Below are 17,988 nucleotides of genomic sequence, written 5' to 3'. Positions count from 1 at the left end.
GCTTACCAACCAGCAGGGTGGTTTACTGCTGAGCGCGGGCAGCCTGGTGCTGAAAAACGATAGCCTGACCAACGCCGGACAATTGCAGGGCGACACGCTTGACCTCGCCACCGGAGAGTGGGTCAACACCGGGAATGCACTCGGTGAAAACGGGCTGAACGCCAGTGTCAGCGGGAATCTGACCAACCAGGGCAGACTGCTGAGCCGGCAGGCGCTGACGCTGCGGGTGGCCGGAAGCCAGAACAGCGGGTCGCTGATGGCGAAGGTGCTCGCCCTGCACGGCGATTTACGCAACAGCGGCCTGTTACAGGGAACGGAAAACCTGACGTGGGACGGCGACAGCCTGACCAGCAGCGGGCAGATGGTCAGCGGCGACAGCCTGGCGCTGCGCGGCACAGCGGTGAGTAACCAGGGCAGTGTGCTGAGCCAGCATCTGGCGGATATCACCGCCACAGAGGTACTGAATGACGGCACGCTGGCGGCGAAAGACCTGCGCATTAGCGCGCCGCGTCTTACCAGTAACGGCATTTTACAGGGCAACGACAGCCTGATCCTGAACACGCAGGCGCTGGTCAACGGCAGTACCGGGCAGCTTGTCAGCGGTGGTGACCTGAACCTGGATCTGACCTCGCTGGACAACCAGGGTCTGCTGTCTGTGAATGACGGTCTGACACTTAAGGCCGACACGCTGAGCAACCGCGGCCAGATTGCCGCAGGCAGCGTCTCGGTTACCGGCCACACCGTTACCAACAGCGGCCTGATCCAGGGAACACAACAGGCGCAGGCCACCGCGGACACCCTTATCAACGCGGAGACGGGCAAATGGCTCTCCGGCGGTGAGCTGGCTTTCAGCGCTGCGACACTGACAAACAACGGACTGTGGCAGGGTACGCAGGGCCTGACGCTGAACGCCGGCACCCTCACCACCGCCAGCGGTTCGCGCACGCTGAGCGGCGGCGATTTCACGCTGCATGCCGGACAACTGTCCACACAGGGTACATTGCAGGGCGGAAAGGTCAGCGTTACGGCAGATGACTGGATGCTCGGCGGCTCGTTGCTGAGCCTGGGGGATTTCACCGCCACCGTGGGCGGTACACTGACGCTGCCGGGTTCGCTCAGTAGCCGGGGCACGGCGGATATTCAGGCGCAGACGCTGCGTAACAGCGGGCAGCTCCTCAGCGAAGGCGATGTCACCCTGAGCGGACAGACGCTGGAAAATAACGGTGCGGTACAGGGGAAAACCCTGACGGCGCATGAGGCAGGCATTACCAACAACGGCACGCTGACCGGGCTGGACAACCTGACGCTGGACGCCGCACAACCTGCCGCCAGACTGATGGCGCGGATGGCGATGGCCGCTCCGCAACTGACGCTGATCAACGGCGAGACCGGTTCACTGCTAACGCAGGGCACGCTCGGTATCACCGCCGGGACGGTGGACAACGGCGGGCTGTGGCAGGGCAACGCGATTCTGCTGGCGGCACAGTCGCTGGATAACCGCGGCGCAATCCGGAGCGCGGGCGACCTGAACCTTCAGCTTACCGGCAACCTGAATTCAGCCACGGGCAGCAAAATCACCGCCCTGGGCACGGCGGCCCTGCAGGCATTGTCGCTGAGTAATCAGGGGCAGTGGGCGGCGAAAAACCTGACCCTGCGCGCAGACGCGCTGACCAACAGCGGAGCCGTCAGCGGCAGTGACGGACTGACGATCGCCCTGACGGGTAATGCGACCCAACTGGCGGGCGGTTCGCTGGCCAGTAACGGCGCGCTGACCCTGAATGCGGACACGCTCGGCAACGCCGGCAACATCCAGGGGAACGGGCTGACGGTCACGGCGAATTCACTGACCAACAGCGCAGGCGGTGAACTGGTGAGTACGCAGGGGCTGACCCTGACCACACCGTCGCTGTTTAACTACGGGCTGATTCAGGGCGCGGGGGACACCCGCGTCGACAGCACCACCCTGGCGCGCAACGAGGGCAGGCTGCTCTCCGGCGGGCAACTGACGCTGACCACCCCGCAGTACACCGGCGCGGGCTGGCTGCAGGCCACTAATCTCATCCTCAACGCTGCACGTAACGGCGGCACCGGCACGCTGCTGGCCGACCAGATGACCCTTACCGGCGACAGCTTCACGAACCAGGGCACCACCCAGGCGAATACCCTGGCGCTCAGTTACCGGCAACTGACCAACAACGGCACACTGCTCGGTAAGAACCAGCTGACGGTGAACGCCACGCAGGTGGAGCAGTCCGCCGGCGGTAAGCTGTTCAGCGGTGGCGACCTGTTTGTGGGGGCGGGTGGTTTGAATGCACTGGGTCAGGTGGTGGCGCTGGGTAACCTGACGCTGCAACTGACGAACGCCTTTACCGCAAAAACCACGCTGGCGGCAGGCAAAACCCTGAGCGTCACCAGCAACGGTGCGATAGATAACCAGAGCGTGATGCAGGGCCAGGCGTTGAACCTGAGCGCGGGCGGACAACTGACCAGTAGCGGGCAAATCACCACCGGCAGCGGCGCGAGCACATTAAGCGGCAGCGCCATTGTGCTGAACGGCAACAGTGCCCTTCAGGGTGGCGGCGATATCACGCTGGCCAGCCGGGGGAATATCACCGTAAACGGTTTTGCCGGCACGACAGGCAGCCTGACGCTGAGCGCGCCGGGCGCGATTATCAACACCGCGCTGCTGTATGCGGCAAACAACCTGGCGCTGTATGCCAACAGCATCACCAACCAGCGCGGCGATATGCTGGCGGGCAATAACCTGTGGCTGCAACGGGATGCGGCCGGTAATGCCAACGGCGAGGTGATCAACACCTCCGGCAATATTGAGACGACAAACGGCGATATCACCATTAAGACCGGGCATCTGTTGAACCAGAGGGAATCTGTACGTCAAGGAACGACAACAAAAGAAAATTTTGATCTAAACTTTCAGTCTTACATACCTGGTGTATATGAACTTCCTCTTAGCTTGTTTACCCCCGACGAGTATTTATTCGTCAATCAAAAGCCATTCTTTAACTGCGAGTGTGGTGGAAAACCCGATCCTAATGCCATCAATACGACTGTCATTCCCTCTCGGTTAGACCTGAGAAAGGCAATTGCGGTTTCTCGCGTCACTTCGACCACTCAGATTACAGGCAATGCCGCGAGGATCAGTGCGGGTCGAAACCTGACGGCGCAAACGGGAATCCTCGATAATCTGGCAAGTTTTGTTCTGGCCGGAAATAACCTCTCTATGAGTGGGAATTCGCTGAACAACCAGTCTTATTTGTCAGGAACTCAGACCGTCTGGCGTATTTATACCGTAGCGCCAGGATACGAATTAATGCTGCCTAAGGGTGAGAAAGAGATAAAAGGAGTGTTGTGGTGGAACACATTAAGTTTCACCGCAACAGACGAGTACATTACTGATCCAGGAACCTCTGCGCGCGGAGTAATCCAATCGAACGGCACTACAAGCCTTAACTTTGGCAGCGTCCAAAATAATAGCGATTCAACCGATGTAAAAGGGACGATAGCTCCGACATTGCAAATTCCAGGATTGAAGGGATTAGGTGCTGTCAATGCTGTCACCGGAAGTAACAACGTAAATCTGAAGGACATTGATAGTGCCGCTATTCCTTCACTCTCATTGGATGACAAAATAAGTGAGGCATTAAAGGGTATAAATGGCGCGAATCCTCTGGCTTTCTCTTCTGTTGATGCTCCTAATGGTACTCAGCCCGGGGGAGGAACTCCTGACGTAAATATGGTTGCAGATAACATTACTCGTGAGAGTGTTGAAAAGTCGCATAATACTGCTATAAATCCCGTTTCCGCGAAAAAAATGGATATTAGTACTTATCCACTGCCTACAGGTGATAATGGGTATTTTGTTTATAATACGAGCCCTAAAAGTCCGTATCTTATTACCGTTAATCCAAAACTTGATGGGTTAGGGCAACTTGATCCTGCTTTGTTTAGTGAGCTGAATGCATTGCTTAATATAAAAGCAGGCGAAATACCGCGTGAGACTAACAGTAAGTATACAGACGAAAAACAGTTCCTTGGTTCATCTTATATGTTGAGTCGTCTCAATATTAATCCAGATTATGATTACCGATTCTTAGGTGATGCCGTTTTCGATACCCGTTATGTCAGTAATGTTATCCTGAGCCAGACCGGTAATCGTTATATTTCGGGAATTGGTTCTGACCTCGAACAAATGCAGTATCTAATGGATAACGCGGCGATAGCTCAGTCTTCATTGGGGTTGAAATTTGGGGTGTCGCTAACAGCTGAACAAATAGCCTCTCTGGGCCACAGTATTCTCTGGTGGGAGTCCACCACTATAAACGGTGAAGTAGTGATGGTGCCTAAGGTTTATCTGTCAGCAAAAGATGCTGCTTTTAATAATGGCAGCATCATCGCAGGGAATAATATTGATGTTTCTGCAGGGGCTATTGATAACAATGCGGGGACTATGCTCGCCAGAAATGATTTAAAGGTGAAAAGTTCATCTGCAATTAATAACTCTGGTTCGTCTGTGTTAAAAGCCGGAAATGCATTATCAATGATTGCCAATGATGATATTAATAATATTGGTTCGACAATTTCCGGGAAAATAGTTTCTTTGGAAAGTATTCGGGGTGATGTGAATAACATCACGGTGATGCAATCTTTCGGTGCAGGGAAATTTAGTGGCGGAGATCTCTACGAAAATATTTACAAAGATGTCGCCGGAAATATAGCGTCCATTTCTGCGGAGAAAACAATAGGGATATCTGCTGGCAATGATGTCAATATCAAAGGTGCCAATGTTACTTCTTCTGGTGATTTGTTAATTCAGGCAGGGGGGGATGTTTCTGTTGCATCGAATGTGATGAAGGAAAGCGCCGCATTTGGTCTACTGGGGAAAACGAACGTCCAGGATTTCGTGATGAACCAGGCAAGTACCGTATCGGCTAAAGAGAAACTCGTGGTCAATTCTGGTCGTGATACGAATGTTGTGGCGAGCGATATTAAAGGTGGGGTTGTTGCGGTTAACGCAGCGCATAATCTGAATGTGGGCGTTATCGAGACGGGTAGCAAGCGGCACTACAGCAATGGTAACCAGATGGAAGAAACTGCATTCTCAAGTTCATCCCTCTCATCTGTTAATAATTTATCTCTGTCAGCTGGAAACGACATAAACAGCCAGGCTGCTTCATATTCATCAGGTATGAACTTTAGTGCGACGGCAGTAAACGATTTGAATCTGGCTGCTGCTAATGTGCTTCAGACAAACAAAATGTTTGGTACGGGATCTCATGAAACCGCACTGCAAGCAAATACAATTACCTCTGGAAAAAATCTTATTCTGGTTGCAGGACAGGATATTAATTCTCATGCTACTGGGTTAGTTGCGGATGAGCGTGTTGGTTTGCAGGCTGGCCGCGACGTCAACTTACTTGCCGAGACGATCTCAAAAGGCAATAGCAATAAATCAGGTAAGGATACCACTATCAACGAGCAGGTACGTCAGCAAGGCACTGAGGTCATCAGTGGCACCAATACGTTGATCATCGCCGGGCGTGATGTGAGCACCGAAGCGGCAGAGATAAATGCCAAGGGTGATATTGGCGTGCTGGCCGGACGTGATATTAACCTGGCAACGGCAACCGAAAGCGATTACAGCTACAGAGAAAAAACCAGGACACATAAGGGTTTTCTCAGTAAAAGCAAAACACATACTATCTCTGAGCAGAGCGCAACACGTGAGTCGGGGACGCTATTGAGCGGGGATAATGTCAATCTGACATCGGGTCACGATCTGCTGGTCCAGGGATCGGCAGTCGTTGGTGATGGTAAAGTGGCGTTGAATGCAGGCAACAACGTTACTATTGAAGCTGCTACAGACACCGACACCAACTGGCAACTCAGTGAGACTAAAAAAAGCGGCTTAATGAGTACTGGAGGAATCGGTTTTACCATCGGTAGCAGCCAGACGAGGCAAGAACTAAAAGAAAAAGGCACAACTCAAAGCCAGAGCGTCAGTACTGTAGGGAGCACCCACGGGGACGTCTCCATTACCGCAGGGAATCAGCTCCAGGTTAAGGGTGCCGATCTGGTTGCCGGGCAGGATCTCACTCTGGCTGGTGATAGTGTTTCTATTACACCAGGACACGATCAGCGCACGCGTGAAGACAAATTTGAGCAAAAAAGCACCGGCTTGACTGTTGCACTTTCCGGTGTGGTGGGGGATGCCCTGAATAAAGCGGTAAGTACGGTAGAAGCGGTGCAGGATCAAACTGACAGTCGTCTGCAGACCCTGCAGGTGACTAAAGCAGCCCTCGCGGGAGTGCAGGCGGTGCAAGGGGTGCGCGCGGCTGCAGCGGCAGGTGATCCTGCTAGTGCTGTTGGCGTCAGCATTTCGCTCAGTACGCAGAAATCGAGTTCTCAGCAATTGACGGTTAGTGATTCGGTCAGCGGGTCGACACTCAGCGCGGGCAATAACTTATCGATTACCGCCAATGGTAAAGGGGATGCGAAGAACAGCGGTGATATCGTGATTGCTGGGAGTCAGCTAAAAGCAACCGGTGACACCACGTTTAATGCAGAGCGGGATATTCTGCTCAGCGGTGCGGCAAATACTCAGAAAAGCACAGGCAAAAATAGCAGTAGCGGCGGCGGCGTTGGTGTCAGTATTGGTGCGGGTAATGGCGGAGCCGGCATCAGTGTCTATGCTAACGTCAATGCCGGCAAGGGTAATAACAAAGGCAATGGCACTAACTGGACGGAAACGACTGTGGACAGTGGCGGTACCGTCAACATCAACAGTGGGCGTGACACAGTGCTGACCGGTGCGCAGGTTAATGGCGATCGAGTGGTGGCGGATATAGGACGTGATTTGACTATCACCAGTCAGCAGGACAGCAATTACTTTGACAGTAAGCAAACTAGCTTTGGTGCCGGTGGAAGCTTTACTTTCGGCACAATGACGGGATCCGGATCTGTTAGCCTCAGCCAGGACAAAATGCACAGCACTTTCGACAGTGTTGCAGAGCAGAGTGGCATTTATGCAGGGAAAAATGGTTTTGACATCACTGTGGGCAATCATACCCAGTTGAATGGTGCAGTGATTTCGAGTCAGAGCGAGGCAGATAAAAATCGGCTGGATACCGGAACCCTGGGCTTTACTGACATGCATAACGAGGCCGACTACAAAGTCAGTCATAAAGGCGTAAGCATGGGTATGAGCAGTGGTGGCTCACTGACAGAGCAATTGGCAATGGGCGCACTTTCTGCCGCCAGTGGTGCACTGCAGGGGGCCGCGGGTAGCAGCGGTCACGCCGAAGGCACGACACAATCTGCTATATCCAATGGCGCGATTATGATTCGCGATAAAGCGAACCAGCAGCAAGATATTGGCTCACTGAGCCGCGATGTCGCTGCTGCTAACGATGCTATCAGCCCGATCTTCGATAAAGAGAAAGAGCAAAAGCGGCTACAGATGGCCAGCGAGTTGGGGGATATTACCAGTCAGATAACCAATATTGTGATGACCGAAGGCGATATCCAGGCTCTGAAAGATGCTCGTGCGATACCAGGCAATGAGAAACTTTCGGCGAAAGAGCTGCGAGAAACTCAGATTTACAAAGATACTGTTAAGGACTATGGCACCGGTGGCAAATATCAGCAGGTCGCTCAGGCTGTATCGGGTGCGGTAAGCGGTTTGTTCAATGGTGATATGAACAGTGCGGTGGCAGGCGCGGCAGCACCCTATTTGGCTACATTGGTGAAAGCGAACACTCCCGAAGGGGCACAACGGCTGATCGCACATGCTGTTGCCGGCGCTGCCATTGCACAAATGCAGGGTAAAGATGCAGCCGCTGGTGCTCTGGGGGCTGCAACGGGCGAAGCGACAACATCCATTGCTCTTGATCTGTGGGGGAAACGTCCCGAGGAGCTGGATGAAGGTCAGCGCCAGTTAGTCAGTAAGTTGGCAAGTGTAGCGGCTGGTGTTGCCGGTGCTGCGATCGCAGACAATACAGCAGGGGCGAAAGCTGCGGCAGAGGGTGGTAAGAACTCTTCTGAAAACAATGGGCTATACGATGGTAACCTTGGCCAGTATGTTAATGCGCAGGGTTCACTGGCGTTCAATACGAATCTCTTGGATGAAAATGGCTATGTTATGAACCCAGCTACGGACGAGCAAATACGTGCTGGTTCCGCACAGCTGGCAAAAGGCGATATGCCAGAAGGTACCAATATCACCAAAGTCGTAGTTGATGGTTCTGTCGATGGTGCGCTTATCTTCGGTGGATGGAGTTATGGTCTTAGTGTCTCTGCTGGTAAAGCTATTGGTAGTGGTGTTATTTCATCAGGGGTAGATGCTATTACGCAATGGTACGATTTAAATCAGCCCGGAAATGAAAAGATGACATGGAATTATAAGAGTACCTTTTCTTCTTTTGTGGAAGGTACTCTTGGTGCGGGACGTAATAAATTATCAAATGCCGGTATTGCTTTAGGTGGGAGTATTTTTGTTGATGGTATTGACTATAAGAAAAATATTACCTCGATGGGTGGTTCATTCTATGGGGCGAAGATGGAGGATTCCTTACCATTTAATGAAGTAGTCAATGAGATACTTGGCACATTTGCTGATAAAGCTGCTGGCAAGTTCTCACAAAACACATGGGAAGAATATGAAAAAAATAGCAACTGAACCCAGCTTTAAGCTTTTCATAAAGTCTGCGGTTTCTTGTTTTTTTGTTATATTCGTTATGATGTTTTTAATGCATTGCATAGGAGATGCGATGTCACCGCATCCCATCTATTTTCCCCGCAGTGTTTGGGAAAAAATGTTCGTTTACAGTGCGGCAGGGGGGATTGGTGGGGGCGCTAAGACCTGGTGGTTTGCTTGGTATGATAAGTATGAAAAAAGCAAGATGATGAATGATAAAGAGTAACTTACATAGGTTATCACAAATCGTAATGGCTTTTCCAAATGATCGGAGGGTTATTTAATGGGTAAAGTATATACTTTATGCAATTTGCAAAATAATTCACGACAGTAATTATAATAATTAATGCGTAGGACCGTTTTGGGGAGATTATTAATAAACGTTTCGCAGTATTGAGATGAAGTGTCTCGTGTTATAGAAAACCCAGAGGTGTCTTGTTTTTTATGTAAAACAGACTGTTTGCTAAACGAAAATGGATCATCACTATGAGTCTGTTTATAGTTAATGACCCATTAAGAAAATCAACGCGTTAGGGTTTCCACTTTTTCAAATGCTGCACGTAGCGTGTCGGCGGTGAGTTCTACCGGCAGATAATGAATAGACTCGACCGGGCGCAGGGTGTGCGCAATCACCTTGTCCAGTTCGGCGCGGTGAGTGATGTCGACATCCAGCGCGGCCAGCGTGGTCGGCAGGTTGAAACGCTGATAAGCGTCAATCAGTTGCGCCAACACATCGTCCTGGCCGAGCAGGGCGCTCTGCACCAGAATGCCGTAAGCCACTTTGGTGCCATGCAGGAATTTATCCGTTTGTGGTAACACGGTCAGCCCATTGTGCACTGCATGCGCAGCCGCAACGCGGGTATAACGCTCGCCAAGACCACCAACCATACCGCCGCCAGCGATAATGGCATCCACCACATCACGAAACGCCTGCGTCACCTCGCCGCGCTGCTGATCGGCCAGTGCCTGTTCACTGCTCTCCAGTAACACGTCGCGAATGGCCAGCGCGCCGTTAATGCCCAGACGCACGGTTAACGGCAGATTTTCCGGTTGTGGCGCCAGCACTACCGCTTCGTACCATTTCGCCAGCGTATCGCCAATGCCCGCCAGTAAATATTCCGCCGGGGCATTAAGGATAATCTGCGGTTCCACCAGCACCAGAAAATTAGCGTCGTCGAAGATCTCGAATTGCAGCGCCTGCCCGGCATCGTTGTACCACACCGACAACGGCGTCCAGGCCGCACAAGTTGCGGCAATGGTCGGGATCGCCACCACCGGCAAACCCAGACGGCGCGCCACCGCTTTGGCGGTATCCAGCAGTGCTCCGCCGCCCACACCAATCACCACTGCACGGTCATCCCCCGCTTGCTCAACCAACTCGCCAACGTCGTGCTCGCTACAGTGACCTTTAAACAGAATATGCTTCGCACCTGGTGCGTTAAATCCTTCCGGTAGAAACGCTTTTGCGCCGGCAAAGGCGCGTTCGCCGTAGATCCACACCGCGCGGGAGAGCTGCTCTGCGCTGTAGAAGTCGTGCAAACGCGCAAGGCTCCCGGCATGGGAATAGTAGTTAGCGGGGCCGGGTACGACGCGAATATCTGTGTTGCTCATGTGTTGTGTCCTTGTGCGTAATGGCTAACCCGATGTTATGTCTGGACATCCGGATGGCTAATATTATTTTGCTTTATCTTATGCCTTTTCTGTCGTTGCCAGTCAAGCAAGGCTGTGAAAAATTCGTTAAATCAATCTATTAATGGCAGGGATTTCCGCAGCATGAGCAGCAACCACCTCGAAATGCGCACCATAAGCCTGGCGTTTGGCGGCTTCCGGGCGCTGTCGCACGTGGATTTCACCTTACGGGGCGGTTCCGTGCATGCGTTAACCGGCGCAAACGGTGCGGGAAAGTCCACGCTGATGGCGGTGCTGTGCGGAACACACGATCACTACGAAGGCGAAATCAGCATTAATAACCAGGTCGTGAGCATTCGCACACCACGCGACGCCAAACTGTTTGGCATTCACCTGGTGCAGCAGGAAGTGGATGTCGCACTGATCCCCGGTCTGAGTATCGCGGAAAACATCATGCTCGATAAGCTGGCCGAAGAGGGGCACCGCTACCGCTGGGGCGAGATTCGCCAGCAGGCGCGGGAAGCGCTGGCGCAGCTCGATGTGGCGCTGGATGTTAAACGCTCAATCGACAGCTGCACGCTGGCGGAAAAACAGCAAATCCTGCTGGCGCGCGCGCTCTCGCATCGCTGCCGATTTTTAATCCTTGATGAACCGACCGCTCCTCTTGATAGCCGGGAAAGTGAGCGCTTATTCACCGTGGTGAAACGCCTGCAACAGCAGGGCATTGGCGTGGTGTTTATCTCGCATCGCATTCATGAACTTAAGGCCATTTGCGACACCTTAACCGTGCTGCGCGACGGCAAACTCATTGAATCCGGCCCGATGGCCGATCTGAGTGGTGAGCAAATTGTGGAAAAAATGCTCGGCCATGAACTGAACGACATTTATCCGCCTGCGCGCCCACCGCACAGCGATGAAGTGCTGCTGAGCGTTGACGGTCTGCATGATGAAGGGCTGCTAAAAGATATCTCGCTGCGGCTGCGCAAAGGGGAGATCCTCGGCATCGCCGGGCTGGCGGGCGCGGGGAAAACCGAACTTTGCAAAGCGCTTTTCGGCGCGAGTAAAAGCCGTATTACCCGTGGGGAACTGAATAACCAACCGTGGCGACCCCGCGATCCGGCGGATTCAGTAATGCGCGGCCTGGCACTGGTTCCGGAAGAGCGGCGCAAAGAGGGCATCTTTATTGAAGAGCCCATCAGCATGAATTTATCCATCAGCGCGGATAACAGCTTTTCGCGCTGGAGCCTGTTTGGTCACCGCCAGGCGTGGCGCTGGGCGCAGGAAGTGATTGCCCGCGTGGGCGTGCGCACGACCGGGCCGGGACAAACGCTACGTCGCCTCTCTGGCGGCAACCAGCAAAAAGTGGCGATCGGTAAATGGCTGCGCGGTAACGCGAATGTGCTGATTTTTGATGAGCCGACCAAAGGGGTGGACGTTAAGGCGAAGACCGATCTGTTCCAACTGATTGATGGCCTGGCGCGGGAAGGCAAAGGCGTGATCTATGCGTCGGGGGAATTCGCCGAGCTGGTGGGTTTATGTGACCGGATTTGTGTGCTGTGGGACGGGCGCATTGTTGCAGAAGTGACGGGCGAGGATGCCCGCGAAGAGACACTACTTTATTATTCCACCGGAGGAACGGCGCCGTGAGTAAGGCCCTGACAGTCAATGCGGCGGCGACACCCCGCCAGCAGTTTTTTGATTTTCTTTATAAATGGGGCATGTTGCTTACCGTTGTCGCGCTGATCGCGATTTTTGGCGTGGCATCGGACAACTTCCTCGATCCCTTCAACATCATCAACATTTTACGTTCGATTGCCATCGTGACGGTGATCGCCGTCGGCGTCTCCATTTCACTGACCATTGGCGGGTTTGACCTGTCGGTCGGATCCACCGCTTCACTGGCCAATGCGCTGGTGATTTCCCTGTTTGTCTGGCACGGCTTCGGCACCACCGAATCGATCCTTATCACGCTGGTGCTTTGTACGCTGGTCGGCCTGTTTAACGCCTTCCTGATCGTGGTGCTGCGCATTCCCGATATGCTGGCCACACTCGGCAGCCTGTTCGTGATTCAGGGCGTGGCGATGACCTACAGCTATGGTGGTTCCATCACTGAAAACATGGTGTTGCCGAGCGGCGACATGGCGGAAGGCACTATCCCTGCTGCGTTTGCTTCGCTGGGCCAGGTACCAACGATTGTTGTGATTATGCTGGTGGTGACACTGATTGCGCAGCTTGGTTTGTCTCTCACCACTCACGGTCGCCGGATGTACGCCATGGGCGGTAACCCGGAAGCGGCAAGACTTTCGGGTATTCGTACCACGCGCTACAAAGTCGCGGCTTATGTAATCTCTTCGCTGCTGGCAGGGCTGGGTGGGATTTTGCTGGCCTCGCGCATTGGCTCATCGCAGGTGAACGCCGGTGGCGGCTACCTGATGGATGCCGTCGCGGCGGCATGGATCGGCTTTTCGCTGGCGGGTTCCGGTAAACCGAATGCCTTCGGCACGCTGGTGGGGGCGGTGATCCTCGGCGTGCTGCAAAACGGGCTGGTGATGCTGTCAGTACCGTATTACGCAATGGACATTATTAAGGGGCTGGTGCTGGCCGGTGCTCTTGCGTTGACTTACTTCCAGCGTCGTTAATTATTCAGGGGAAAACAAATATGAAAAAAATTGCACTTTCGCTGTTGGCGCTGGGATTACTGAGCGCGCTGCCAGGTCACGCGGCCACGCCTGCACCGCTACCGGACGCCATTGCCAATCATAATGGACCGGTACGTATTGCGCTGATCCGCAACCTTGGGTCGGACGATAACACCACGCAGTTTGTCTCCGGCGCGTTGCAGGAAGGGAAGAAGCTGGGCTTTAAAATCAGTACCTTCCTGAGCAACGGCGATGACGCGAAATTCCAGGATTTCGTCAATCAGGCCATCAGCCAGAAGTATGACGGTATTATCCTCTCGCAGGGGCGCGACCCGTACTCCACCGATCTGATCAAAAAAGCCGTTGCCGCCGGGATTAAGGTGTCGGTGTTCGATACCGCCGTGAACGGTGAGATCCCGGGCGTAACCGTTACCCAGCAGGATGATGCCTCTCTGACCAAACTCTCCTTTGGCGAACTGGTGAAAGACTTCAACGGTAAAGCCAATATCATCAAACTGTGGGTGGCTGGCTTCCCGCCAATGGAGCGCCGCCAGGCGGCCTACGCGGAACTGCTGAAAGCGAACCCAGGTATCAAAGAGCTGGAATCGATTGGCGCGGTCTCCTCTGATGTACAGGGCGATACCGCCAACAAAGTCGGCGCAGTGCTGGCGAAATACCCGAAAGGCAAAATCGACGCGATCTGGGGGACCTGGGATGCGTTCAGCCAGGGCGCATATAAGGCGCTGAAGGAGAACGGACGCACCGAGATTAAACTCTACAGCATTGATGTGTCTAACCAGGATCTGCAACTGATGCGTGAGGCCAACAGCCCGTGGAAAGTGAGCGTTGCTGTGGATCCGAAACTGATTGGCGCGACCAACGTGCGTCTGATTGCCAACAAGATTGCCGGTGAACAAACGCCTGCGACGTATGACTTTAAAGCGGCGGCAATCCCGCAGGCGCTGCTGGCGAGCCAGCCAGGTGCGGTAAACGTGGCCTCCCTGGGCAAAATCATTCCGGGTTGGGGCCAGACCGAAGACTTTATCGCCCCGTGGTTCGCTACGCTGGAAGCGAAAAACAAATAAGAATCCAGGCTGGCACCGCAGGTCAGGTAAGCCCTTAGCGCTGCCTGGCCTGCGAAGAGCAATACGGCTGTTGAAAGGATGAATCATGGCAACTGAACTTCCGCGTCCCGAATATAGCCGCAATATGCGGCTGATTGGGCACAGCGACCAGGGAGGACGCCCGGATGGCGTCCAGTTAATGGTGCATCGCGGCTTTGCGTACATCGGCCATATGGTGTCGCAGGGTTTTTCTATTGTGGATGTGCGCGACCCGAAAAACCCGAAAGCGGCAGGATATGTACCTGCGCCCCCCGGCACCTGGAATGTGCATCTGCAAGCGCACGACAATCTGCTGCTGGTGATCAATGCCCGCGATCTGTTCGCCGATGCGCGCTTTGCCGATGAAAAGGTCTATTACACCCGTTCGGTCGGCGACACGGTCAGTGATGTGCAGGACAAAGGCTGGAGCGCCGGGCTGCGCATTTTTGATATCTCCACACCGGATAAACCCCGTGAAATCAGCTTCCTGTCGCTGAACGGTATTGGCATCCACCGTATCTGGTACGTGGGCGGTCGCTGGGCGTATGTCTCGGCGTTGATCGACGGTTTCACCGACTATATCTTCCTGACTATCGATCTGGCCGATCTGCGTAAACCGCAGGTCGCCGGGCGCTGGTGGTTACCGGGGATGAACCAGGCCGCAGGTGAAACACCCACATGGCCGGAAGGCAAACGCTACGCGCTTCATCACGCCATTATCGCTGGCGACACGGCTTACGGTAGCTGGCGCGATGGTGGTCTGACGCTGCTGGATGTGAAAGATCGCAGTGCACCGAAGTTGATTAGCCATCGTAACTGGAGTCCGCCGTTCGGTGGCGGCACGCATACCGCGCTGCCGTTACCCGACCGCGAACTGCTGGTGGTGCTTGATGAAGCGGTGCTCGACAATCAGGAAGATGGCGAGAAACTGATTTGGTTGTTTGATATTCGCGACCCCTCCAATCCGGTGAGTATCTCAACGTTCCCCCAGCCGGATGAAACGGATTACGTGGCGAAAGGGGCGCATTTCGGGCCGCATAACCTGCACGAAAACCGTCCGGGGAGCTTTATCAGCTCCTCGCTGATTTTTGCCACGTATCAGAACGCGGGCGTTCGTGCTTACGATATTTCCAACCCGTATCGCCCGGTAGAAACCGGTGCGCTGGTGCCAGCGGCACCGGCAACCATGATGGATACCCGGCCTGGGCGTCCGCGCGTGATCCAGTCTTGCGACGTGTTTGTGGATGCGCAGGGGATCATTTACAGCACGGATTACAACGGTGGGTTGTCGGTGATTGAGTATTTGGGGTAAGGCGGGTGCCCGGTTTCCCCTCACCCTGACCCTCTCCCCAAAGGGGAGAGGGAATAGTTGGTACCCGGTTGTTCTTACTCCCTCTCCCCGGAGAGGAGAGGGAGTAGCGGATGCCCGGTTGTTCTTACCCCCTCTCCCTTTCAGGGAGAGGGCTGGGGTGAGGGTAAACTAGCTGTACTGCCGCACCCGGGCAATCAGCTCCCCGACGCTATCAATACGCCCGGCAATCACAATCAGCGCCTTGCCGAGGGTGATGGCATGACGCAGACAGGCGTGGCGCATCTCGTCATCGGCAATGGTATCGATGTCCGCCACGTGCGACAGCCCGACGCTGCGGCGAATCAGTTCCGTGCCGCAGAAACCGATGGCATCCACCCACACTTTTTGTAAAAAAGCGCTGGCATAGCCCGGCTGCGCCAGCGCCGCATCACGGGTTTTCTCTGCCGCCAGCGCCTGAAAACGTGCTGCGAAGGTAGTCCACAGGGTGTGGATATCATTCAGACGCAACTCGCGTGCAGCGGCGGCATCGCGGATGCCGAGATGCCCTGGCAGGCCGCAGTAGTTCAGCAGCAGGTTGCCAATGGCAGTGCCGATGTCGAAGCCTATCGGGCCGAAATAACCAAATTCAGCATCGATGGCCTTCAGGCTGCCTTCGGCAACAAAAATCGAACCACTGTGAATGTCGCCGTGCAACAAGGCTTCGGCCTGTGAAAAGAAACGGTGTTTAAGTGAGGCAACCGCCAGTTTCAGTTGTGCATCCTCGCGCAGGGCGGCGACATCGGCTTCCAGCTCCGCGGGGTAGTTGTTGCGTTCGTGGATCTGGTACGGATCGTTAAAGAACAGATCCTCGGTGATCTCGCACATTTCCGGGTTGATAAACTGCGCCACCTGCGCTTTTTTGGCATGGGGATGCAGATAAAAATCGCTGGTATGAAACAGGGTTTGCGCCAGGTATTCACCCAATTGAGCGGCCGCTTGCGGATAGTAAACGTTATTGATCAGTTCACCGCGCCAGATCTTATGATCGGAGAGATCTTCCATCACCATCACCGCCAGTTGCGGGTCGAAGTGGTGAATTTTAACGGTGTGTTGCGGGCTGTACTGATAATGCTCGACCAGCGTTTGCGCTTCCAGACGGGCCCTGTCCAGCGTTAACGGCCAGGATTCTCCCACACAGCGCACGTAGGGCAGGGCCTGTTTGACGATAATGCGGCTGACGCCCTGACGGTCGAAAATTTTAAACACCAGATTGAGGTTACCGTCGCCCACCTCCTGCGCGTCAACCAGCTCGGACGGAGTGTCCAGGCCGCCAAATTGTTGGGCGTACGCCACGGCATCGCGGGCGGTAAAGGTACGGTATTGCGACATTGCCTCGATCCTCTTTTTGCAAACAAAGCCATTTAGACGTCTATACATCCGAACTTCATCCTGACACAATACGATACAACAACGCAACAGGGATTTAACGATATGCAGTCATTACAGACTACCAGTCTGCGGGTTATCGAAAACCAGCTCTTTATTCTCGATCAGCAGGCGCTACCGCAGGAGAAATGCTGGTTGCCCGCCACAACGGTAGAAGAACTTGTCGGGCATATTCATGCCTTGCGCGTGCGCGGCGCGCCGTTGATTGGTCTGTCCGCCAGCCTGTTGCTGGCGTTACTGGCAGAGCAGGGGACCCACCGGGCGCAACTGGCGCAGGCACTGGAAACCCTGCGCGCTGCGCGCCCGACCGCGGTCAACCTGATGAATAACCTCGACCGTATGAAACTGGCGTTGGCACAGGACAATTTTGTCGCCGCACTGACGGCGGAAGCGCTGCGTTTAATTGACGAAGACCGACAGCTTTGCGACGGCATCGCTCGCGCAGGCGTAGCGCTGGTCAGTCCCGGTAGTCGCTTGCTCACCCACTGCAACACCGGTGGGCTGGCGACAGCAGGCGTTGGCACGGCGTTAGGGGTGATTGCGAAAGCACACCAGCAAGGTAAGGTGGCGAATGTGTGGGTGGATGAAACCCGCCCGCTGTTGCAGGGGGGGCGGCTGACCGCCTGGGAACTGGGCGAACTGGGCGTACCTTATCAGCTTATTACCGATTCAATGGCCGCCAGCCTGATGGCAAAAGGACAGGTTGATGCGGTGTGGGTCGGTGCGGACCGCATTGCTGCTAATGGCGATGTGGCGAATAAAATTGGCACTTACTCACTGGCAGTGCTGGCGAAATTCCACGGTGTGCCGTTCTACGTTGCTGCGCCGCAAACCACCCTCGACAGAGACTGCCCGAATGGCGACGCCATTCCGATTGAACAGCGTGCGGCGGCGGAAATCACCGGTGTCGCTGGCCGTTTTGGCGCGGTTCAGTGGGCACCGGAAAATGCGCAGGTCTATAATCCGGCGTTCGACGTTACGCCCGCCGCGCTGATTAGCGGTTGGGTGCTGGACAGCGGCGTGGTAACACCTGAAGAGGTGGCAAACGGGGTGTTTGTGCAGCAATAGTCCGTCTGGTATATCGCGATTCTCCCAGGGAGAGAGGGGCCGGTTTATGATCCCCTCTCCGTCGGGGAAAGGTGGTCTGTTTTTTCATCCCCTCTCCGT

The 17,988-nt window shown here is 54.6% G+C and carries 10 protein-coding genes; 7 read left to right on the top strand and 3 right to left on the bottom strand.

What is annotated here, in order from left to right; genetic code table 11:
* Window positions 1–22: 22 nt before the first annotated feature.
* Window positions 23–280, bottom strand: a complete 258-nt coding sequence (locus tag GA0061071_RS23450; RefSeq protein WP_167352640.1) for a hypothetical protein — start codon at window positions 278–280, stop codon at window positions 23–25.
* An 81-nt stretch (window positions 281–361) separates the two neighbouring features.
* Between GA0061071_RS23450 and GA0061071_RS09905 the strand changes: the two genes are divergently transcribed.
* Both GA0061071_RS09905 and GA0061071_RS09900 read left to right on the top strand, forming a co-directional pair.
* Window positions 362–8,695 carry a hemagglutinin repeat-containing protein gene (locus GA0061071_RS09905; protein ID WP_167352639.1) on the top strand — a complete coding sequence of 2,778 codons (8,334 nt, stop codon included), beginning with the start codon at window positions 362–364 and terminating at the stop codon, window positions 8,693–8,695.
* Entirely contained in the window at window positions 8,676–8,939 is a 264-nt protein-coding gene (locus GA0061071_RS09900; protein ID WP_061496809.1) for a hypothetical protein, read from the top strand. The genes GA0061071_RS09905 and GA0061071_RS09900 overlap by 20 nt, the downstream gene beginning before the upstream one ends.
* A 296-nt stretch (window positions 8,940–9,235) precedes the next feature.
* On the opposite strand, the gene GA0061071_RS09895 is transcribed toward GA0061071_RS09900, so the two are convergent.
* Window positions 9,236–10,324: an oxidoreductase gene (locus GA0061071_RS09895; protein WP_088237057.1), complete on the bottom strand. Its 1,089-nt coding sequence runs from the start codon at window positions 10,322–10,324 to the stop codon at window positions 9,236–9,238.
* A 162-nt stretch (window positions 10,325–10,486) separates the two neighbouring features.
* Between GA0061071_RS09895 and GA0061071_RS09890 the strand changes: the two genes are divergently transcribed.
* The 4 genes from GA0061071_RS09890 to GA0061071_RS09875 all read left to right on the top strand — a co-directional run bounded on the left by GA0061071_RS09890 (window position 10,487) and on the right by GA0061071_RS09875 (window position 15,396).
* Window positions 10,487–11,989 carry a sugar ABC transporter ATP-binding protein gene (locus GA0061071_RS09890; RefSeq protein ID WP_061496805.1) on the top strand — a complete coding sequence of 501 codons (1,503 nt, stop codon included), beginning with the start codon at window positions 10,487–10,489 and terminating at the stop codon, window positions 11,987–11,989.
* Complete coding sequence (locus tag GA0061071_RS09885; RefSeq protein WP_061496804.1) at window positions 11,986–12,981, top strand: ABC transporter permease; 996 nt, start codon at window positions 11,986–11,988, stop codon at window positions 12,979–12,981. Before GA0061071_RS09890 ends, GA0061071_RS09885 begins: the two co-directional genes overlap by 4 nt.
* 20 nt (window positions 12,982–13,001) lie before the next feature.
* The gene (locus GA0061071_RS09880; protein ID WP_061496802.1) at window positions 13,002–14,066 is read left to right on the top strand and encodes a sugar ABC transporter substrate-binding protein; all 1,065 of its coding nucleotides are present in this window, start codon (window positions 13,002–13,004) and stop codon (window positions 14,064–14,066) included.
* Window positions 14,067–14,151: 85 nt separating this feature from the next.
* Complete coding sequence (locus tag GA0061071_RS09875) at window positions 14,152–15,396, top strand: LVIVD repeat-containing protein (protein WP_088237058.1); 1,245 nt, start codon at window positions 14,152–14,154, stop codon at window positions 15,394–15,396.
* A gap of 168 nt (window positions 15,397–15,564) precedes the next feature.
* Here the strand turns inward: GA0061071_RS09875 and mtnK are convergent, their stop codons facing one another.
* Window positions 15,565–16,764: an S-methyl-5-thioribose kinase gene (gene mtnK, locus GA0061071_RS09870; protein ID WP_088237059.1), complete on the bottom strand. Its 1,200-nt coding sequence runs from the start codon at window positions 16,762–16,764 to the stop codon at window positions 15,565–15,567.
* Window positions 16,765–16,866: 102 nt separating this feature from the next.
* Between mtnK and mtnA the strand changes: the two genes are divergently transcribed.
* Window positions 16,867–17,889 carry an S-methyl-5-thioribose-1-phosphate isomerase gene (gene mtnA / locus GA0061071_RS09865; protein WP_088237060.1) on the top strand — a complete coding sequence of 341 codons (1,023 nt, stop codon included), beginning with the start codon at window positions 16,867–16,869 and terminating at the stop codon, window positions 17,887–17,889.
* Window positions 17,890–17,988 lie beyond the last annotated feature (99 nt).

Source organism: Kosakonia oryzendophytica (genome assembly GCF_900094925.1).
Taxonomy (GTDB): Bacteria; Pseudomonadota; Gammaproteobacteria; order Enterobacterales; family Enterobacteriaceae; genus Kosakonia; species Kosakonia oryzendophytica.
This window is presented reverse-complemented; position numbering and strand designations above follow the sequence as displayed.